General features: G+C 30.4%; 13 protein-coding genes. All 13 read left to right on the forward strand.

Going from position 1 to position 16,299, the window contains the following annotated elements; all coding sequences use genetic code 11:
• Positions 1-327: 327 nt before the first annotated feature.
• The 13 genes from QNJ52_RS10365 to QNJ52_RS10425 all read left to right on the forward strand — a co-directional run bounded on the left by QNJ52_RS10365 (position 328) and on the right by QNJ52_RS10425 (position 16,292).
• Positions 328-1,683 (forward strand): hypothetical protein, encoded by a 1,356-nt coding sequence (locus tag QNJ52_RS10365; protein WP_025785300.1) that lies wholly within the window; start codon positions 328-330, stop codon positions 1,681-1,683.
• On the forward strand, positions 1,661-4,291 hold the full coding sequence (locus QNJ52_RS10370; RefSeq protein WP_025785301.1) for a helix-turn-helix domain-containing protein: 2,631 nt from the start codon (positions 1,661-1,663) through the stop codon (positions 4,289-4,291). Before QNJ52_RS10365 ends, QNJ52_RS10370 begins: the two co-directional genes overlap by 23 nt.
• Positions 4,292-4,296: 5 nt before the next feature.
• On the forward strand, positions 4,297-6,144 hold the full coding sequence (locus QNJ52_RS10375; protein ID WP_283722537.1) for a site-specific integrase: 1,848 nt from the start codon (positions 4,297-4,299) through the stop codon (positions 6,142-6,144).
• Positions 6,137-6,868: a hypothetical protein gene (locus QNJ52_RS10380; RefSeq protein WP_025785303.1), complete on the forward strand. Its 732-nt coding sequence runs from the start codon at positions 6,137-6,139 to the stop codon at positions 6,866-6,868. Before QNJ52_RS10375 ends, QNJ52_RS10380 begins: the two co-directional genes overlap by 8 nt.
• Before the next feature lie 86 nt (positions 6,869-6,954).
• Positions 6,955-9,093, forward strand: coding sequence for a type IA DNA topoisomerase (locus QNJ52_RS10385; RefSeq protein ID WP_283722538.1), 2,139 nt, complete (start codon positions 6,955-6,957; stop codon positions 9,091-9,093).
• A 48-nt stretch (positions 9,094-9,141) separates the two neighbouring features.
• The gene (locus QNJ52_RS10390; protein WP_012655858.1) at positions 9,142-9,582 is read left to right on the forward strand and encodes a CPBP family intramembrane glutamic endopeptidase; all 441 of its coding nucleotides are present in this window, start codon (positions 9,142-9,144) and stop codon (positions 9,580-9,582) included.
• 146 nt (positions 9,583-9,728) lie between these two features.
• Complete coding sequence (locus tag QNJ52_RS10395; protein ID WP_283722539.1) at positions 9,729-11,027, forward strand: DUF3991 and TOPRIM domain-containing protein; 1,299 nt, start codon at positions 9,729-9,731, stop codon at positions 11,025-11,027.
• Entirely contained in the window at positions 11,024-11,482 is a 459-nt protein-coding gene (locus QNJ52_RS10400) for a restriction endonuclease (protein WP_283708261.1), read from the forward strand. Before QNJ52_RS10395 ends, QNJ52_RS10400 begins: the two co-directional genes overlap by 4 nt.
• Positions 11,483-11,542: 60 nt before the next feature.
• Complete coding sequence (locus tag QNJ52_RS10405) at positions 11,543-11,866, forward strand: hypothetical protein (protein WP_101140997.1); 324 nt, start codon at positions 11,543-11,545, stop codon at positions 11,864-11,866.
• 82 nt (positions 11,867-11,948) lie between these two features.
• Positions 11,949-12,167 carry a hypothetical protein gene (locus QNJ52_RS10410; protein WP_143935715.1) on the forward strand — a complete coding sequence of 73 codons (219 nt, stop codon included), beginning with the start codon at positions 11,949-11,951 and terminating at the stop codon, positions 12,165-12,167.
• Between the two features lie 306 nt (positions 12,168-12,473).
• Positions 12,474-13,118, forward strand: coding sequence for a class A sortase (locus QNJ52_RS10415; protein ID WP_283722541.1), 645 nt, complete (start codon positions 12,474-12,476; stop codon positions 13,116-13,118).
• 131 nt (positions 13,119-13,249) lie between these two features.
• Positions 13,250-15,262 carry an HsdM family class I SAM-dependent methyltransferase gene (locus QNJ52_RS10420; RefSeq protein WP_283722542.1) on the forward strand — a complete coding sequence of 671 codons (2,013 nt, stop codon included), beginning with the start codon at positions 13,250-13,252 and terminating at the stop codon, positions 15,260-15,262.
• Complete coding sequence (locus tag QNJ52_RS10425; RefSeq protein ID WP_283722543.1) at positions 15,255-16,292, forward strand: restriction endonuclease subunit S; 1,038 nt, start codon at positions 15,255-15,257, stop codon at positions 16,290-16,292. Before QNJ52_RS10420 ends, QNJ52_RS10425 begins: the two co-directional genes overlap by 8 nt.
• Positions 16,293-16,299 lie beyond the last annotated feature (7 nt).

Raw genomic sequence — 16,299 nt, forward strand, 5'->3', positions numbered from 1 at the left:
CTTGTATAGCAGTAAGAGAGATTGTGAAGGATTACTCTTTAACTAAAGGGTGCATTAGTTCAATTAGATGTTAGAATTAATCATTATCTAATCTTAGGCGGAAGAAATGATTAATCGCTTTATAAAAATCCTATAGCATTTGGTGAAGAGAGAACCTGTTTTAAATTAGACTTTTTTAAAACAGGTTCTTTGTGTTTAAATTAAAAAGTGAGTTCTCTTTGAATAAATATTATTTTAAACCCGAATTTGATTGACTTTTAAACAGAAATCGTCCAAATTAAAAACAAGAATAAACGTTCGGTTTAAAGGTTTGGAGGAGGGGATAAAATGTATAATGCAAAATATCGATTCGTCTGGAAGGCGATAAAATACAATAGAAAACAAGGTGGAGAAATTGTAAGTACACCTTCATTTATTATTGGTCTAGAGGATAGAGAAACAAAAGAAGTTTTCCCTCATCCCATAAGCCATTTTTTGTATAAGAAATACCATAGAAACTCGGGTTCAGTAAATACTGAATTAACTGTGGCGCAAATTATTGTTCCCTTCTTGAACTTTGTATTAGATAAAGTGAATCAAGAAGCGTTAAATTATACTGCAATCAAAGGATTGGTTGACTTACAAGAGTGTCATGCTAATGCTTATTTACAATATTGTGTAGATGAAAAATCAAATAAGAATAGCACTTTAGAAATGAAAGAGAACTTTTTATCCAAGTTTTATAAGTACTTATGGGATGAAAAAGTATTAAAGCATAAGCCCAGATTCAAGTTAGTTTCAGTAAGAACAGGAAAAGAAATCAGAAAAGTCTATAAAATAGACTTTACCTACAAGAAGACAGATGAAACTCTTTTACGTGAGAAGATTAAAAGAAAAGATTTAGTTCCTCAAAATCATGAATCTAACGAGAACAGAATCTTTATTCGTTTGCAATATATTCGAGAGATACTTTACGTAGCAAAGCATGAAGTACCTGATATAGCATTTGGAGTGGCTTTACAAATTTTTGGAGGGTTACGTAAAGGTGAAGTCGTAAACCTGACTAGAACAGCTTTAAAGTCGCAAAATGGGCAAGATTATGGTGTTGAAGGATTAGTGATACTTGTCAGGGATCGTCAACTTGATTTATTTAATAGGTTTGAGGATGTTTCAACAATGCAGGTGAAAAATCCAAGAGACCAATCATGTCTTATTGATCCAATTTTAAATTATCTATATAAAAATCATATGGAAGTGGTACTTAAAAAGGTGAAAGGACCTAAACAGCCTAATGCATTGTTTTATAATACGGAAGGAAATTCAATGTCTGCCGACACGTATGATAAGCGCTTTTTAAAATTAAAGAATGCTTATTTAGGGATGTTATTAGGTACAGAAGGTAGATATCAGGATTATTTAGACTTCTCTCAAACAAAGTGGCGCTCTCATATAGGGAGAGGAGTATTTACAAACATGTGTTTAGATGCTGGATTTAATGAAAAACAGACGGCCGTATTACGAGGTGATAGATCTACTCAATCAATGGAGTCATATTTTGATATTATAACTGCCACTTATAATATTCGAAAGGCTTTAGGCTTACTCTCTCCAGATCAATCTAGTAATATAGCAAACTTAAATATGCCAATAAATAATAAAATGTGGAAGGAGGTTCAAGAATTTGGGTCAGGACTTAGAAATTAACTTTAACGATTACATGACAATCTACGAGATAGCCGAAGAGAAGTTTAATAAGAAGCCCAATAATTACTATTTTATTTACAAATTAGAAGAATCCATATCAAAATTACCAGCTGAATGTAAGATTTCAAAGGTCGAATTCAGAGAAAAATATTACGTTGAAAAATATGATAAAAATATTAAAAACTTATATTTGAAAGAAGATGTAAAACGTTTTTTTAGAAATTATGTACCAAAGGCATCTCTCAAGGCAAAACTAAAAAAAGTTGTTAGCGACGCTACAATTCACAAATATTATAAAAAACTAAACCCAACTGAAATTATACTTGGTGGAAATTTAGATGTTTTTGTTTCAATAGAAATAGCACAAGAACTAACTGAGATAATAAACACAGTGGCAGGCAAGGGACAATGGGGGTGGAGAACTCATACTTTCGAAAAATATAAAAATCAACACAACTATTTGTCACTTGATGAGGTTATGAAAAAATTAAATTGTTCTTATGCGACTACTCAAAGGTTAATTAAAGAAAAGTTGTTATTCGTGTCAGATAAATATGGAGACAGAATGCTTTTTGAAAAAGAGCACGTATTCGAATTGTTTTCTGAACAAGCAAGGCTTATTGAAAAATATAGCAACAATTATTACACAGCGAAGCAAATTCAAGCGAAATATAGTAATGCTTTTGCGCAATATATAAAAGGCGGAGAAGATAAGGTTCGAATAAAGGTAACAAAAGTTGATCCCCCACTGCTATTAATCTCACACTTTGGTGTTCAAATGAAACTCTATGAAAAAAACGAAATTGATAATCTATGGGCGGATTATAAGCTTTATTTGGATATGAATTCTATGTCGATAGAAGATCCTTTTGAAGATTTTCTTTTCAAAGTTGAGCAAGTGTTAAATATTAAATTTACAAAAACTCAGCAAAACACAAAATTATTATGGTATCAGTATGTTGAAAAATACCTTCTTAGGACTAGGATGTCTGATAAGAATAGAATTACATTTCTAACTAATCAATTTGCCAGATGTACGGAAATAATATTCACTACTTTTAATAAAGAAATATACTCCTATTCTGGAAAAGAAATCAATAGTAAATTTCTTAACGATACACCTAATATTAGAAGAAGTTATCAAGGGGATTTCTATTATTTCTTAAAACAAATGCTTGAAACTTTTACTATGGAAGGATTACCTTTACCGTATAGCGTAGATGAATTAAATGACCCAAGAACCTTTAAAAGAATTAAGGAAGTAGCCACGGATATTTATTCTTTAGAGGAATATCATGAGCTATACAAATATACCAATCGTGTAGGATTTCATAAAGAGAAAGCAATACAAGATGTTACTGAGTTAATCCAAAGCATGAATTATACAAAGTATAAACGATACGACAGTTGCTGGTTATATATTCTAGTTCAATTAACAAATAATTGGAGACATAGTACCGTACTATCACAAATTCCAAGAATTGATCTATCAACTACCTCAATTGAAAACTTGGAGTGGTTAAAGAGAAATGATCCTTCGGTGGAGGATGCAAACAATATCATTTATCAAATTAGCAGGTATGTAACAAAAATAAATAAAACAGATGTAAGTGCTGAAGGAATATTTACTATTGGTGAGCCACTCAAAGTTGCTTTTGCAACTGCGATAAGTATTTGTGAGTTTCGTAGAAGAGCAACATTGGATAGTAGTTCTACCTTAATAGATTTATCAGGTCATTTAGTGAAAAAATATAATCCACATAAAGATTTCTTTTCAGAGTTTACTAATGGATTTAAATTTGAAAACAGAAAGATGAATAGAACTCTTAACACTCTAATCTGGTCAGTGCTTAGACATATGGGGAAAGGGTTAAAAGAATCACAAGTATCAAGAAGCCACTTGCAAGATCAAACAACCATTAACCATTATATTAAGCTATCTAACGAACAAGTGAAGAATCTTGTGGATGAATTGTTTGAAAGAAATCAATTTGGATTTGTAACACAAACCTTAACGAATATACTTTTTGGCACTGAAACAAACAAAAGTATCGAAACGGAAAGAATGTTAGAGGTAAATAAGCAATTCGGTGATGTTTTTAAAATTGAAGCGACCGCAGGATTAATTAACAGAATCACAACAGAAAGGGAGCATGTATTAAAATACCTCGCAGAGTTTGATATGGAAGGACTTCGTGCCCTTTTTTACCAATCCCTAACAGGATCGCTTCCTTCAAAACAGAGATACCATCAATGTATCTATGCTGAATGTAAATATGAGAATGAATACGGTGAAAGACCATCGTGTGATACTTGTGCAGCATCAATGATTAATGTGTATGCGCTAGAAAATATAATGGACAATTATATCTTTATGATGGAAAAAATAGCAAAAGAGTTTGATAGTGCAACCATCGGAGAAAAACAGAAGCTTGCAAACCAGTTTTTTCTACTGCATAACGTTGTTGATCAAGCAAGAAGTAGATTTGGCAGAGAGGTTGTAGATGGATTTGTAGAAGGAAATACCGAGCGAATAAAGAACTTAGGTCTAGATTTATCAACAAAAGGACTAAAGAGTTTTAGAACTTCAGGAATACTAGGGGGGTGACGTGTGTGGCAAGCAAAAGGAATGTAGGATCATTAATGCTTGATTTCAGCAGTATTAATCCAGGGGATATAAGAGGTGCTGGGTTTGATATTAGCAAGAATGTAGAAGAGGCAAAGAAGTCTTTAGAAAGCTTTCATGATTATAGAGTTAAAAAAGTTAGTGTAAATTTTGAAGATAGTAAATGGATTTTTAATGAAGAGTTCACGCGAAGTAACGTGGTTTTTGATTACACGATGATTTCCCACTCTTTAAAATTTGGTACAACTGAAAATAAAGAGGAATTATTTATCGCAGTGAAATGTTGGATGGCCAAAAAACTTAATGAAAGCTCTATAACGGTTACAAAGGCTAGGCTTTTAAACCTTGTTACTGCTTTTCTATCTACAAAGGGTCTTAGGGAACATAGTGAATTATTGGAAATGATTCAGGAAAGCAATCTTATCCGTAGAGGTTCAAAAAATCAATATAACGTCAAAAAAGTGTCTAACAATGTTATGTATAGATTTATATCGGATCTTGTCAATTTTTTAGAATTTTATAATCGAGATGAATTTGTATATTTCATAAATGATTTAAACGAACATAAAGCGAAAATCAAATTGGAAAAAAACTACAGAAAGTTGCCGTCTTTCAAAGATATTTTAACCATAAAACAATGTCTAGACAGTTGGTACGAAGAAGCGGTAAAAAACGATAGTGAAAAATTACTTAAATATTTTCCTCTTGTTTTATGGTGGAATCTAACAACTATTATCCCTATGAGGGTAATTGAGTTTTGTCACATTAAAAGAAATTGTTTTTCATTAAAGGATGGAAATTATTTCATCACCTTTCCAAGAATGAAGTACGATCGAATTAGTACACATCGAACAGACATTGAATACGACACGTTACCTATCCCTCAAGAATTGTACGACCTTTTTCAAAACTATTTAATACGCTCGGAACAGTATGGACTATCGAATTATTTAATTTCACATAAGGTTTATCGTCATTATTTCAGCGATGATAAAAAAACATATGATGATAATTCTTTGTTTAACTATCATAATTTCAATAATACAATAGCAAGTTTTTTCAAAGAAATAGTACACGAGAAATATAAAATCAATATTATTTCTATAAATAAGCATTACCGGAGAAATTACTCAACAAGATCAAAAGAGGCATTTATATCTGATTCAGCAATCGGTAGTATAGATACAATGATTAACCTTGGCGATTTAAGACACATCGCAATTATTAATATGATGATGCAGGGATATGACAAGGTTAAGATTCAGCGATTGGCAGGACATATTACAGAGGATATACAATATAGTTATTTCAATCATATGGAAAACTGGATGGACATTGAAATACAGAAAATGGAGAAGGAATTCAATCAGTATAGACCAATAAATTCAACTTTTAATGACAATGAAATTTCACTTTTACATCCAAAATCCCAAGATATTTTTGAGAATCAAAGCAAAAAAAATTACATAAACAAGAATGTGGAGGAAAAGGAATATTTAAAATTAGATTTAGGCTCTTGTATGGACAAAACTATGCCCTGTCCTAGTTTCAATTGGAAACATAGAGGTTGTTATTTTTGTAAACATTGGTCTATTTCCAATCAAGAACTAGAAGAAAAAAGAAATCAAATTGCTTTTGACTTGAATTTACTTTATGAAGAAACAAGAGGGAAAATCAAGTTTATACAGTCGCTATTTGATCTGCAATTCGATAACACAGAAAACGTCAATAATAATACAAAACGAGACTTATCTTCAACGTCAAAGGAAATTCAATTAGATATTAAACGGATTGCAAAATTACGGTCTATGTTAGGGGTTTCAGATAATGAATAAAATCGGTACTAAAGGCATTTTGGATGATATAGAAAAAGAGACTTCATTGAGGAAACTGATTGTTGAATATGATGAAAACCATAATATCAAATCTAAAATCACATATAAAGACATCTATGATTTCGTTAAATCGCAGTATGATAATGGCCAAGTTGATTTTTATCCTGGATATACGTGGTGGAAAACAAAAGGAAAACATTTAGTAGACGAATACAATTTAGTAAAAAAAAGAACCATACCCTTATCCGAAACAGAGGACTTAGACGTTTTTGACATCCTTGATGTGATAGAAAAGAATTATGGAGATAAAGAATCGTTAATTAAATATCTCCTTCCTTATAATGATTTGTTAGATAGGCTTGTCAATAAAATTAATAAGCTTCAAAGTAATTCCCGAAGCCTATCAGAACAGATTGTAAAAAAGGATGAACGAATTCAAATATTAGAACAAAAAAACAGCAATCAACAGTCTTTATTGGACGGGCTATTCTACAATATTATAGGATCTGAAAAAGAATTAAATAAAGTAATGAAAAGGGGTAGTACGAAATCAGATATAGTGAATTATGCATTGTCTGAAACTTTCGGAAATCCTGCTGCATACATTGACGAGTTCAGCAAACGTTTAGAGATAGGTAATTTTACTATAGACGATCAGACAAATAATGTCGTTAAGTTCCAACCCAAAAGTGATGTTTTGGAGGAAGATGATTATGATTATTAAAAACCATAAGTCTTGTTCGACTTTATGAAAAAGTCGAACAAGACTTATACCAATGAAAACGTGTAGAAAAGGAGATTGACCTAAAATTGGGATACGTATTAGTGTTAGCAGAAAAGCCCGATCAAGCGAAAAAATATGGAGCAGCACTAGGCAGTTTTAGTAGAAAAACAGGTTATTTAGAAGGTAAAACGGATGTATTTCCAGGTGAAGTTTATATCACTTGGTGTATTGGTCATCTTGTGGAACTTGCACCGATGAAAGAATATGATGAAAAATATGCAAAATGGAACTTAGAGGATTTGCCATTCTTACCTAAACAATTTAAATATCAATCGAAGTATTCAGTTAAGGACCAGTTTAATTCTATGAAGAAACTGTTGAAAGGTCTGACTAATAGTGACCAAATTGTCATTGCTACAGATCCTGATAGAGAGGGAGAAGCTATTGCGTACTATGTATTAAATTTATTAGGCATCAAAAATATTCCTATTAAAAGATTGTGGGCAAATACACAAGAGCCAACTGAGTTAAAGAACTTCTTCAGGAAATTAAAGGATGGAAAAGAAACATATAGATATTATGTAGAAGCTGAAGCACGTGGAAAGAGCGATTACTTAGTAGGCATGAATCTAACAAGGTTGATTACTCTACTACTTCAAAATAAAGGTGTTAGAACAGACGGTGCTTTTTCTGTAGGACGTGTGCAGACACCAACATTATTTATGGTCTATAACAGAGAAAAAGAAATTGAGAACTTCAAAGAGAAAATATACTTTGATTTAGTCGCTGATGGTGAGAAAGACAGTATTAAATATCAATTAAAAAGTGATGTAAGGTTAGATAGTAATAATGAAATAAATGAATATATCAATAATCATGGATTAAGTGGTGTTACAGGAGAAGTTAAATCAGTTACAGTTACTCCTAAAACAACAAAAGCACCAAAATTGTTTAAATTAGGAGGTATTCAAAAGGTCGGAAACAATAAATGGGGATATAGCTTGGATCAGACACTAAGCTATGTACAGTCATTATATGATAAAGGGTTCTTATCATACCCTAGAACAGACAGCAGTTTAATTACAACAGCAGAGTTCGAGTATTTGAAGAATCATTTAGATGATTATAAAAGTCTTTTGAATCTTACATTTGATGTTAAATATACAGAACCACGTAAGTCATATGTAGATAACGATAAGGTGTTAGAACATTATGCTATCGTTCCTACAAAAACAATACCATCTCAGCAACAATATGATGACCTATCTGTTCAAGAAAAGAATATATATGATGCAGTAGTGAAACAAACTCTGGCCATCTTTGCAGATGATTATCACTATGAACAAACTAAAGTAGAGATAGTTGTGAATGATGTTATATTTAAAACTAGTGGTAATACACCAAAAATTCAAGGGTGGAAAAATTTAAGTAACGATACTGAAGAAGAAAAGACAACAACTTTACCGTCATTTGAAGAAGGTGAACAAGTTGAACTTAGTATATATGGTAAGGAAGGACGAACAAAGCCACCATCATACCTAACAGAAGCAACACTTGGAGGAGAAGGAGGATTGATGGAAACTTGTGGAAAGACAATAGAGGATGAAGAACTAAGAGAAAGTCTATCAGCAGGGATAGGTACACCGGCTACACGTTCTGCTATTGTTAAGAATATAATCGATAAAGGTTATATTACAGTTGATAAGAAAAAGTTGAGAACAACAGAGAAAGGTAGGTTATTATGTAGTGCCCTGGAAGGATCATTGATAAGTAGTGCTGAGATGACTGGGAAATGGGAAGAGAAATTAAAATTCATTAGTGATGGCAAAGAAACTCAACAGAACTTTATAGAAGGCATCGAACTATTTATTCAGCAACTGTTTAAGGATATACCAGATATGCTGAATGAAAATGTAAAGACTTCAACTTTAGAAAGTGTTAAACAAAGTGAAGGTGAAGGATTAGGAATATGTCCGAAATGTAATAAGGGTTATATCAAGCATATCAAGACGAATAAATATGATTTCTATGCGTGTAGTGAAAAATGTGGATTTACCATAAATAGTGTTATTGCATCTAAAAAACTAAGTGAATCAAATATAAAACAGCTAATAAATAAAGGTAAAACAACAAAAATTAAAGGTTTTAAAGGGAAGAAAGGGACATTTGATACAGAATTAATGCTAGATAAAGATTACAAGACAGTTTTCAATTTTAATAAATAAAGCTATATTTATATATAGCGTTATTTATTTTATTATAGGAGGGGATTTATGATTAATAAATATATCAGATGGTGCACAATAGGGGTATTGTTATTAATTTTTACTCAGCTAATATGTGGAATAATATTTAATCTATTACATATAGACATCGTAAACAATGATATAAATAAAACAGGAGAATTGTTAAATAATATATCTGCGATGTTTATTACTTTTTTAGCAGCTCCTGTAATTGAAGAATTTATTTTTAGATACTTGTTATTTCGTAAAGATGCCGAATACCCTATAAATATTGTGACTGCAATTATAAGTTCTTTTGTATTTGGGTTAGTACATGGTAAAGATATGATACTAACAATACCTCTTATAATTAATGGGCTAATTTATTGTTTAGTCTATCATAAATCTAATAGTATTTTTGTATCTATCATCACACATAGTATTTTTAACATCTTTATATTCACTATACTACTTATCAATACAAGGTGATTGTTATGACAGAATACGAATTATCAGTAAAAAGGGATCAATAACGAAAGTACTTTACTAAATTTATAGACCACCAAAAATATATAAATTAAGAAGCTAGATTCTAAAAATAGGATCTAGCTTCTTTTATTTTGAGGAGAGATGTTATGAAAAAATATTCTAATGAAGAAATAGCAAAAATTTATTCAGTGAAAAATAGAAAGTTACCTGACGAACTGGTAAAACAGGCAAATAGCGTTAATATTATGGATTATATCGAGAAAAAAGGATTAATGGTCCAAAAATCTTCTAAGGGGACATTTCAGTTAGCCGAACATGATTCATTAAAAATAACACCATCTGAAAATGTATTTAACTGGTATAGTCGTGATGAAGGTGGTTATGGTGCTGTAGGATTTGCTAGGGTATACTTTGGTATGGATTTTAGAAGTGCTGTAAGAGATGTCATAGAAAATGCAGATGAAATGATAAAATCAGTTGATTATAGCAAATATAAACAGATAGAAGAACCATATAAGTATGATAGAAATCATATGGGAGATAATACATCAAAAGCAGAAGAATATTTAGTAGAACAGAGAGGAATAAATCCTGATTTAGTAGAAAAGCTACTAAATAAAGGTATAATCCGACAAACTGCTAAATATGAAAATGTTGCATTTATGTGGCATAAAAATGGTGAAATTATAGGTCACGAAGAAAGAGGTACAGGGGATAAAAGATTTATGAAAATTGCTTCAGGAGTACCTGAACATAGAGGTTTTTCAGTCACATTCGGTAAACCTGAAAATCTATTCGTATTTGAATCATCAATTGATGCATTATCATACGCATCAATCTATCAACCAATAAATTCTAGATTTATAAGCATGAATGGATTGAAAGAAAATACAATGTATCAGGCTATGAAAGATATTCACGATAATACAGGTAAATTACCAGAAAATGTCGTTCTATGTGTAGATAATGATAAAGCTGGTAATAGGTTTGTAAGTGAAAAATCAGCTTCAGTACAAATAGGTAATCAAGAGACGACAACATATAGTTCTCTGCCTCCAAGATTTGAAAAAAATAAAATAACCAATTCAAATATGGATATAGAAAGTTTCTTAGAGATTTTAGAACATGATAATAATACTAATATTATAATTAACAATACAGGTATTAAGCTGTACAGAAATGTTAAAGATGAGTATGTATTGAACTATAATGATCTGGACTATACCTTAGATGGCAAAGCGCATAGTAAAAAGAAGATTAAAGATGCTATGTCAGAAATCAAATTTGATATCAGTTATATTGAAACAACGAAAGATTGGAATGAAGTATTAAAGTATATAAAAGAAAATAATATTAAAGAGCTAAATAGACCTTTAGTACGAACAAGTGCACAAGATATAGATATTAATCCAGTAAAAAATAAAGCTGAAGAGATTGAAAGATGATAGAGATTATCATTTTTTCAGGATTTTTGATAGTCTGTATTTACTTTATTATAAAGAAATCGAGACACAAAAAAGCTAATAAAAGATTAGCTTCTTCTGGTCTATCTGCGATAGATCATATGACTGGCAAAGAATTTGAGAACTATTTAAAATCACTTTTTCATGAAATGGGATATAGATCGATAGTTACAAAGTCATCAAATGATTTTGGTGCTGATTTAGTGTTAAAAAGTGAAAAAGATATTATCGTAATTCAAGCTAAGAGATATAAAGGGAAAGTTGGAATTAAAGCAGTCCAAGAAGTATATTCAGCAAAAGGGTACTATAGGGCAGATGAGGCATTTGTATTTACAAACTCTTATTTTACGTCTAGTGCAAAGAAACTAGCTGAATCAATTGGAGTTAATTTATGTGACAGAGATAAGTTAAAGGAAATAAAAAAACTTACAAAATAGCTATTCATATATATAGCTATTTTGTAAGGCTTATAGTATTATATTAGTAGGAGAGGTACTATGGAAAAGATATATTGTGTATTTTGTAATAAGAAAGATACGTTTGATGTTTTTCAATTAAATATTAAGGCAGAATTGAAAGATATGTATACGATAGAATATCACCCTTGTTTAGCAAAAGGACATATTAACCACTCTGATATAGATAAAATCATTAGACTTTCAAATGGCAGAGGGACCGTTGCTTTTACTAAAAATAAAGAACTTATTTCCTATTTTTTAGATATTCTAGCAAAACAAGAACTTATATTTATTAAATCTGAAGAAAAAAGATTGACTGAATATAAAAAGACCATAAAGAGTATGAAAGAACATTATCTATAATTTTATATGTTAAATGTTATATGTTAAACTTTATTAAAATAGTTTAATAAAAGGTGAACATATGAATAAAAGTGATGCAAACATGAAAAAGTGGATAGAAGAAAATATTATTAGGGGTATGGATGCCCATAAGATAACAGGTCAATCAAGAACAGCTTTTGTATCTTCATGTAATAGAGGTATCATCAAGCCATTTGTAACGTTAAATCTTAATTCAGAATCCACAAAGCCCACACATCTGTATTTGAAAAGCGATTTGTTAGCTTATAAGGATCACCTGGAACAAAAAAAGAAAAAGTAAGGAGGAAAATAAAATGAATTATGAACAAGAAAATATATCAAATGGCGTTACAATCATAGACAATGAGCCGATTGAATATGATGGTGAGAACTTTGAAATCCCAGTATCTACAATCCAAGAAGATTTATAAAAACTAAGAGCTGCCTAAAATGATTTCAATCATTTTAGGCAGTTTTTTTATTTAATGGAGGAACAATTTTGAATAAAAATAAAAAAATAAAATTCTTATTTATACTATTTATAATAGTAGGTTTACTGATAAGTGCTACCCCTTATGTAATTAATAATTTTATAGAACCTTATCATATGAATCGAATTCATGAAGAAACACTCAATGTATCTAAAGAAACGATCAAAGAAAATAAAAAGAAAATCAATGCAATGCAGCAAGTGACAGATGATAGTAGATCATCGACTAATAATAATGGTACTGCCGACACAAACAATATAGGTCATAAAGAAAACACAGAGATTTATGATTCTATATCATATGACCCAAGTGCTATACAGTCATTAAGCAGAATTCCCAAATTTCAAGAAGTGAATATGAACTTTCTTGTTGGATATATTCAGATACCTGAAGTGAACCTGGAACTTCCTGTATTAGAAGGTTTAACAAATGAAAATCTAAATGTTGCAACTGGAACAATGAAACCAGGTCAAGAGATGGGGAAACGTAATTATGCGATTGCAGGACATCATATGCCGAATGAAAATTTACTGTTTTCACCATTATTGAAGGTAAAAAAAGGAAACTTAGTATATCTAACAGATAAGGATAGAACGTATGTTTACGAAGTTACTAAAACTGAAGTACTAGACGTTAATAGAGGAGATGTAGTTGAAGATGCAGAAGGAGATAAAATTATTACATTAATTACTTGTACTGATATACAAGGAACAGCACGTTGGATGGTTAGAGGAAAGTTAATTAAGAATATTAATAATTAGAAATTATTATAACTTTAATATATATATTAAAATTTCTCATAATATTAACGTGAGTGCTATGGTACGTTTAATAGAACAAGGATATAATTGAAAGGAGAAAAAATTGAGTTAAATCATAAGGAGTACGTCTAATGAATATAGAAAGAAAAACAGATTTGTGGGTTTGGGAATTAATTAAAGAAGCTAATCTTAATGGTGCACTAGAGCCCGAAAAAAGTTCTATTTTTGAAATTCAAAATGCTTTATCTTCTTCATCTAAAAGGCAGACAGGACATTCGGGAAAACCAGAATATATAGGGGTAGTTAATGATTTTATTGTTGTGATAGAGAATAAGGCTTCAACAGATCGACATGAATTTCGTAATGAAAATGATATATTAGACATGTCAGTACTAGGCACTGAAAACTTTGCAGTCAATGGTGCAGTATGGTATGCACAAAATCTTGCTAAAAAAACAAATTTTAAGAAAATATTTGGTGTTGGTGTATCAGGTAATGAAAAACACCATAAAATAACACCATATTTTATTGATGAAAGAGGAAGATATACGAAATTAGATGATGTTGAAACATTTATTCAATTTTCTCATGAAAATATACAAACTTATTATCTTCGAGAAGTTTTAAAAGTTGAAACCGATAAAGAAAAAGAGCTTTCTATGATACTGAAAGATGCTGCACAATTGCATGAATATTTAAGAACTTATGGTTCCATAGGTGACCAAGATAAACCAATAATTGTATCTGGGATACTTTTGGCTCTCAATGAAATTGAATATAAGAATTTTTCTATTGAGTCATTAACAGGTGATAAAGTAAAAACGGATGGCATGAAAATTTATGAAGCAATTGAATCAAGTTTAAAGAGATCAAGAGTTGCTCCTGCAACAAAATTAGATAAAATATTAAATCAATTTACAATTATAACTGATAATCGACAAATAAATGTTAAACATAATTCATTGGGAATGACCCCTCTAAAATATTATACAGAGTATTTATATAACAATATATATACTAATATTCGTTATGCAAAATCGAGTGAAGATATACTGGGACGTTTTTATGGAGAATTTATGTCATATTCAGGGGGAGATGGACAATCTTTAGGTATAGTTTTAACACCACGACATATTACAGATTTATTCTGTGAATTATTGGATTTAAAATATGATGACATCATATTAGATCCAACATGTGGTACAGGTGGATTTTTAGTTTCAGCAATGCATTACATGTTAGAGAATGCAAAAGAAGAAATAGAAGAAAAAGAATTAGAAGTTGTTTCAAGGAATATACGTCAAAATCAATTACATGGTATTGAATCTCAGTCAAGAATGTTTACGATAGCGACTACTAATATGATTTTAAGAGGAGACGGAAAATCTAATCTATTAAATGAAGATTTTTTAATACAAAATCCGTTTGAACTACAAAAAGAGCAATTTACAGTTGGTATGATTAATCCACCATATTCACAAGGAACTAAAGATGCACCAGAGCAATATGAAATTTCGTTTACAGAGCATTTATTAGATTCGATGGTGAAAAATGGACGTGTGGCAATTATTGTACCTCAATCTTCAATGACAGGTAAGACGAAGCATGAAAAAGAATTTAAAGAAAATATACTAAAGAAACATACTTTAGAAGGTGTTATAACCTTAAACAAAAACACTTTTTATGGTGTGGGAGTAAATCCATGTATTGCGGTATTTACGGCAGGTATACCTCATTCAAGAAATCATAGAGCAAAGTTCATCAATTTTGAGGATGATGGTTTTGTAGTACATAAACATATAGGCTTAGTAGAAACTGTTTCAGCAGTTGATAAAAAAGAAAATCTTTTAAATGTATGGTATAACCGTGTTGAGGCTACAACTGATTTTTGTGTCGAAACAACTGTAAGACATGATGATGAGTGGTTACACTCGTTTTATTATTTTAATGATACAATTCCTGCTGAAGAAGATTTTGAAAAAACTATCTCAGATTATCTTACATTTGAATTGGATATGGTTTTGCATAACCGAGAATATTTATTTACGGGAGAACATCCAAAAGTGATAAATGAAAAAGAAGAAATTATTGAAGAGATACGTAATGAAATGGAAATAAATAAGGGTGGGAACATTCATGATTAAAAATCGCGAATGGAAAGAGTTCGAATTAGCAGAAGTGTTTAATATGAGAAGAGGAGAAAGACAAACTGAAGTATCTAGGAAAAAAGGGAACATTCCCTATTATTCAGCTTCACAAACAAACAATGGTGTTACAGATTATGTATCTAATCCATCGTTTATAGAAAAAAACTGCATAGTAATATCTACATTTTGTCATGCTTTTTGGGCAGAAAATGAATTTTCTGCAAGTGATGAAATGACATTGATTAGTCATAAGAATTTAAATAGATACAATGCTTTAATAATTACGAAACTAATTACACAAAATGCGACAAAATATGGATTTAATAGAAAAGCATTTTCAAATAGATTAAAGTATCAAAAAATAATGCTTCCTGTAACAGATAGACAGGAAATAGATTGGAATACTTTAGAATCTGAAGGTAGAAATATTATATATACAAAAGAAAAAAGATTGATTGAATACTTGGGAAAAAGAATTGATAGTATTGAGGAATTACTATCTAATAAGTTAATAACATTAGAAAATGTACAGTGGAAAGAATTTAAAATTGAAGATTTATTTAAATGTCGAAGAGTAAAAGGAAAGTCTATAAAAAAATACAATAAAGGTAATATACCTTATGTATCCACTTCAGCAAGTAATAATGGTGTTATTGGTTTTATAGACGCTAATGACGAAGATATTAGTGAATCAAATACTTTAACAGTTAATCCAATCACTAATGCTGTATTCTATCAAACCTATGAGTATGTTGGACGAGGAAATGCTGGTTCATCCATAAATGAATTACATTCTAAATATTTAAATAAATATACTGGATTATTTATTGTAAAAATGCTTGAACACGCAACTTTATCAAAGACATCTTATGCGATTCAATTAAATGGAGATAGATTAAGAAAAGCTAAGCTAAAATTGCCAGTAAAAAATGATTTGACACCTGATTGGGATTTTATGGAGCAATATACAATGCAATTAGAATTAAAAAAAATAAAATATTTAAAATCTTATTTGTTAAATAAATGAACATGTG

It is taken from the genome of Macrococcus sp. S115 (assembly GCF_030067655.1).
Lineage (GTDB): Bacteria > Bacillota > Bacilli > Staphylococcales > Staphylococcaceae > Macrococcoides > Macrococcoides psychrotolerans.

Coding starts and splice junctions, on each gene's coding strand:
- QNJ52_RS10400 (WP_283708261.1), top strand. CDS start 11,024: ATGATAGAGATTATCATTTTTTCAGGATTTTTGATAGTCTGTATTTAC.
- QNJ52_RS10415 (WP_283722541.1), top strand. CDS start 12,474: ATGAATCGAATTCATGAAGAAACACTCAATGTATCTAAAGAAACGATC.
- QNJ52_RS10390 (WP_012655858.1), top strand. CDS start 9,142: ATGATTAATAAATATATCAGATGGTGCACAATAGGGGTATTGTTATTA.
- QNJ52_RS10395 (WP_283722539.1), top strand. CDS start 9,729: ATGAAAAAATATTCTAATGAAGAAATAGCAAAAATTTATTCAGTGAAA.
- QNJ52_RS10405 (WP_101140997.1), top strand. CDS start 11,543: ATGGAAAAGATATATTGTGTATTTTGTAATAAGAAAGATACGTTTGAT.
- QNJ52_RS10425 (WP_283722543.1), top strand. CDS start 15,255: ATGATTAAAAATCGCGAATGGAAAGAGTTCGAATTAGCAGAAGTGTTT.
- QNJ52_RS10365 (WP_025785300.1), top strand. CDS start 328: ATGTATAATGCAAAATATCGATTCGTCTGGAAGGCGATAAAATACAAT.
- QNJ52_RS10410 (WP_143935715.1), top strand. CDS start 11,949: ATGAAAAAGTGGATAGAAGAAAATATTATTAGGGGTATGGATGCCCAT.
- QNJ52_RS10380 (WP_025785303.1), top strand. CDS start 6,137: ATGAATAAAATCGGTACTAAAGGCATTTTGGATGATATAGAAAAAGAG.
- QNJ52_RS10420 (WP_283722542.1), top strand. CDS start 13,250: ATGAATATAGAAAGAAAAACAGATTTGTGGGTTTGGGAATTAATTAAA.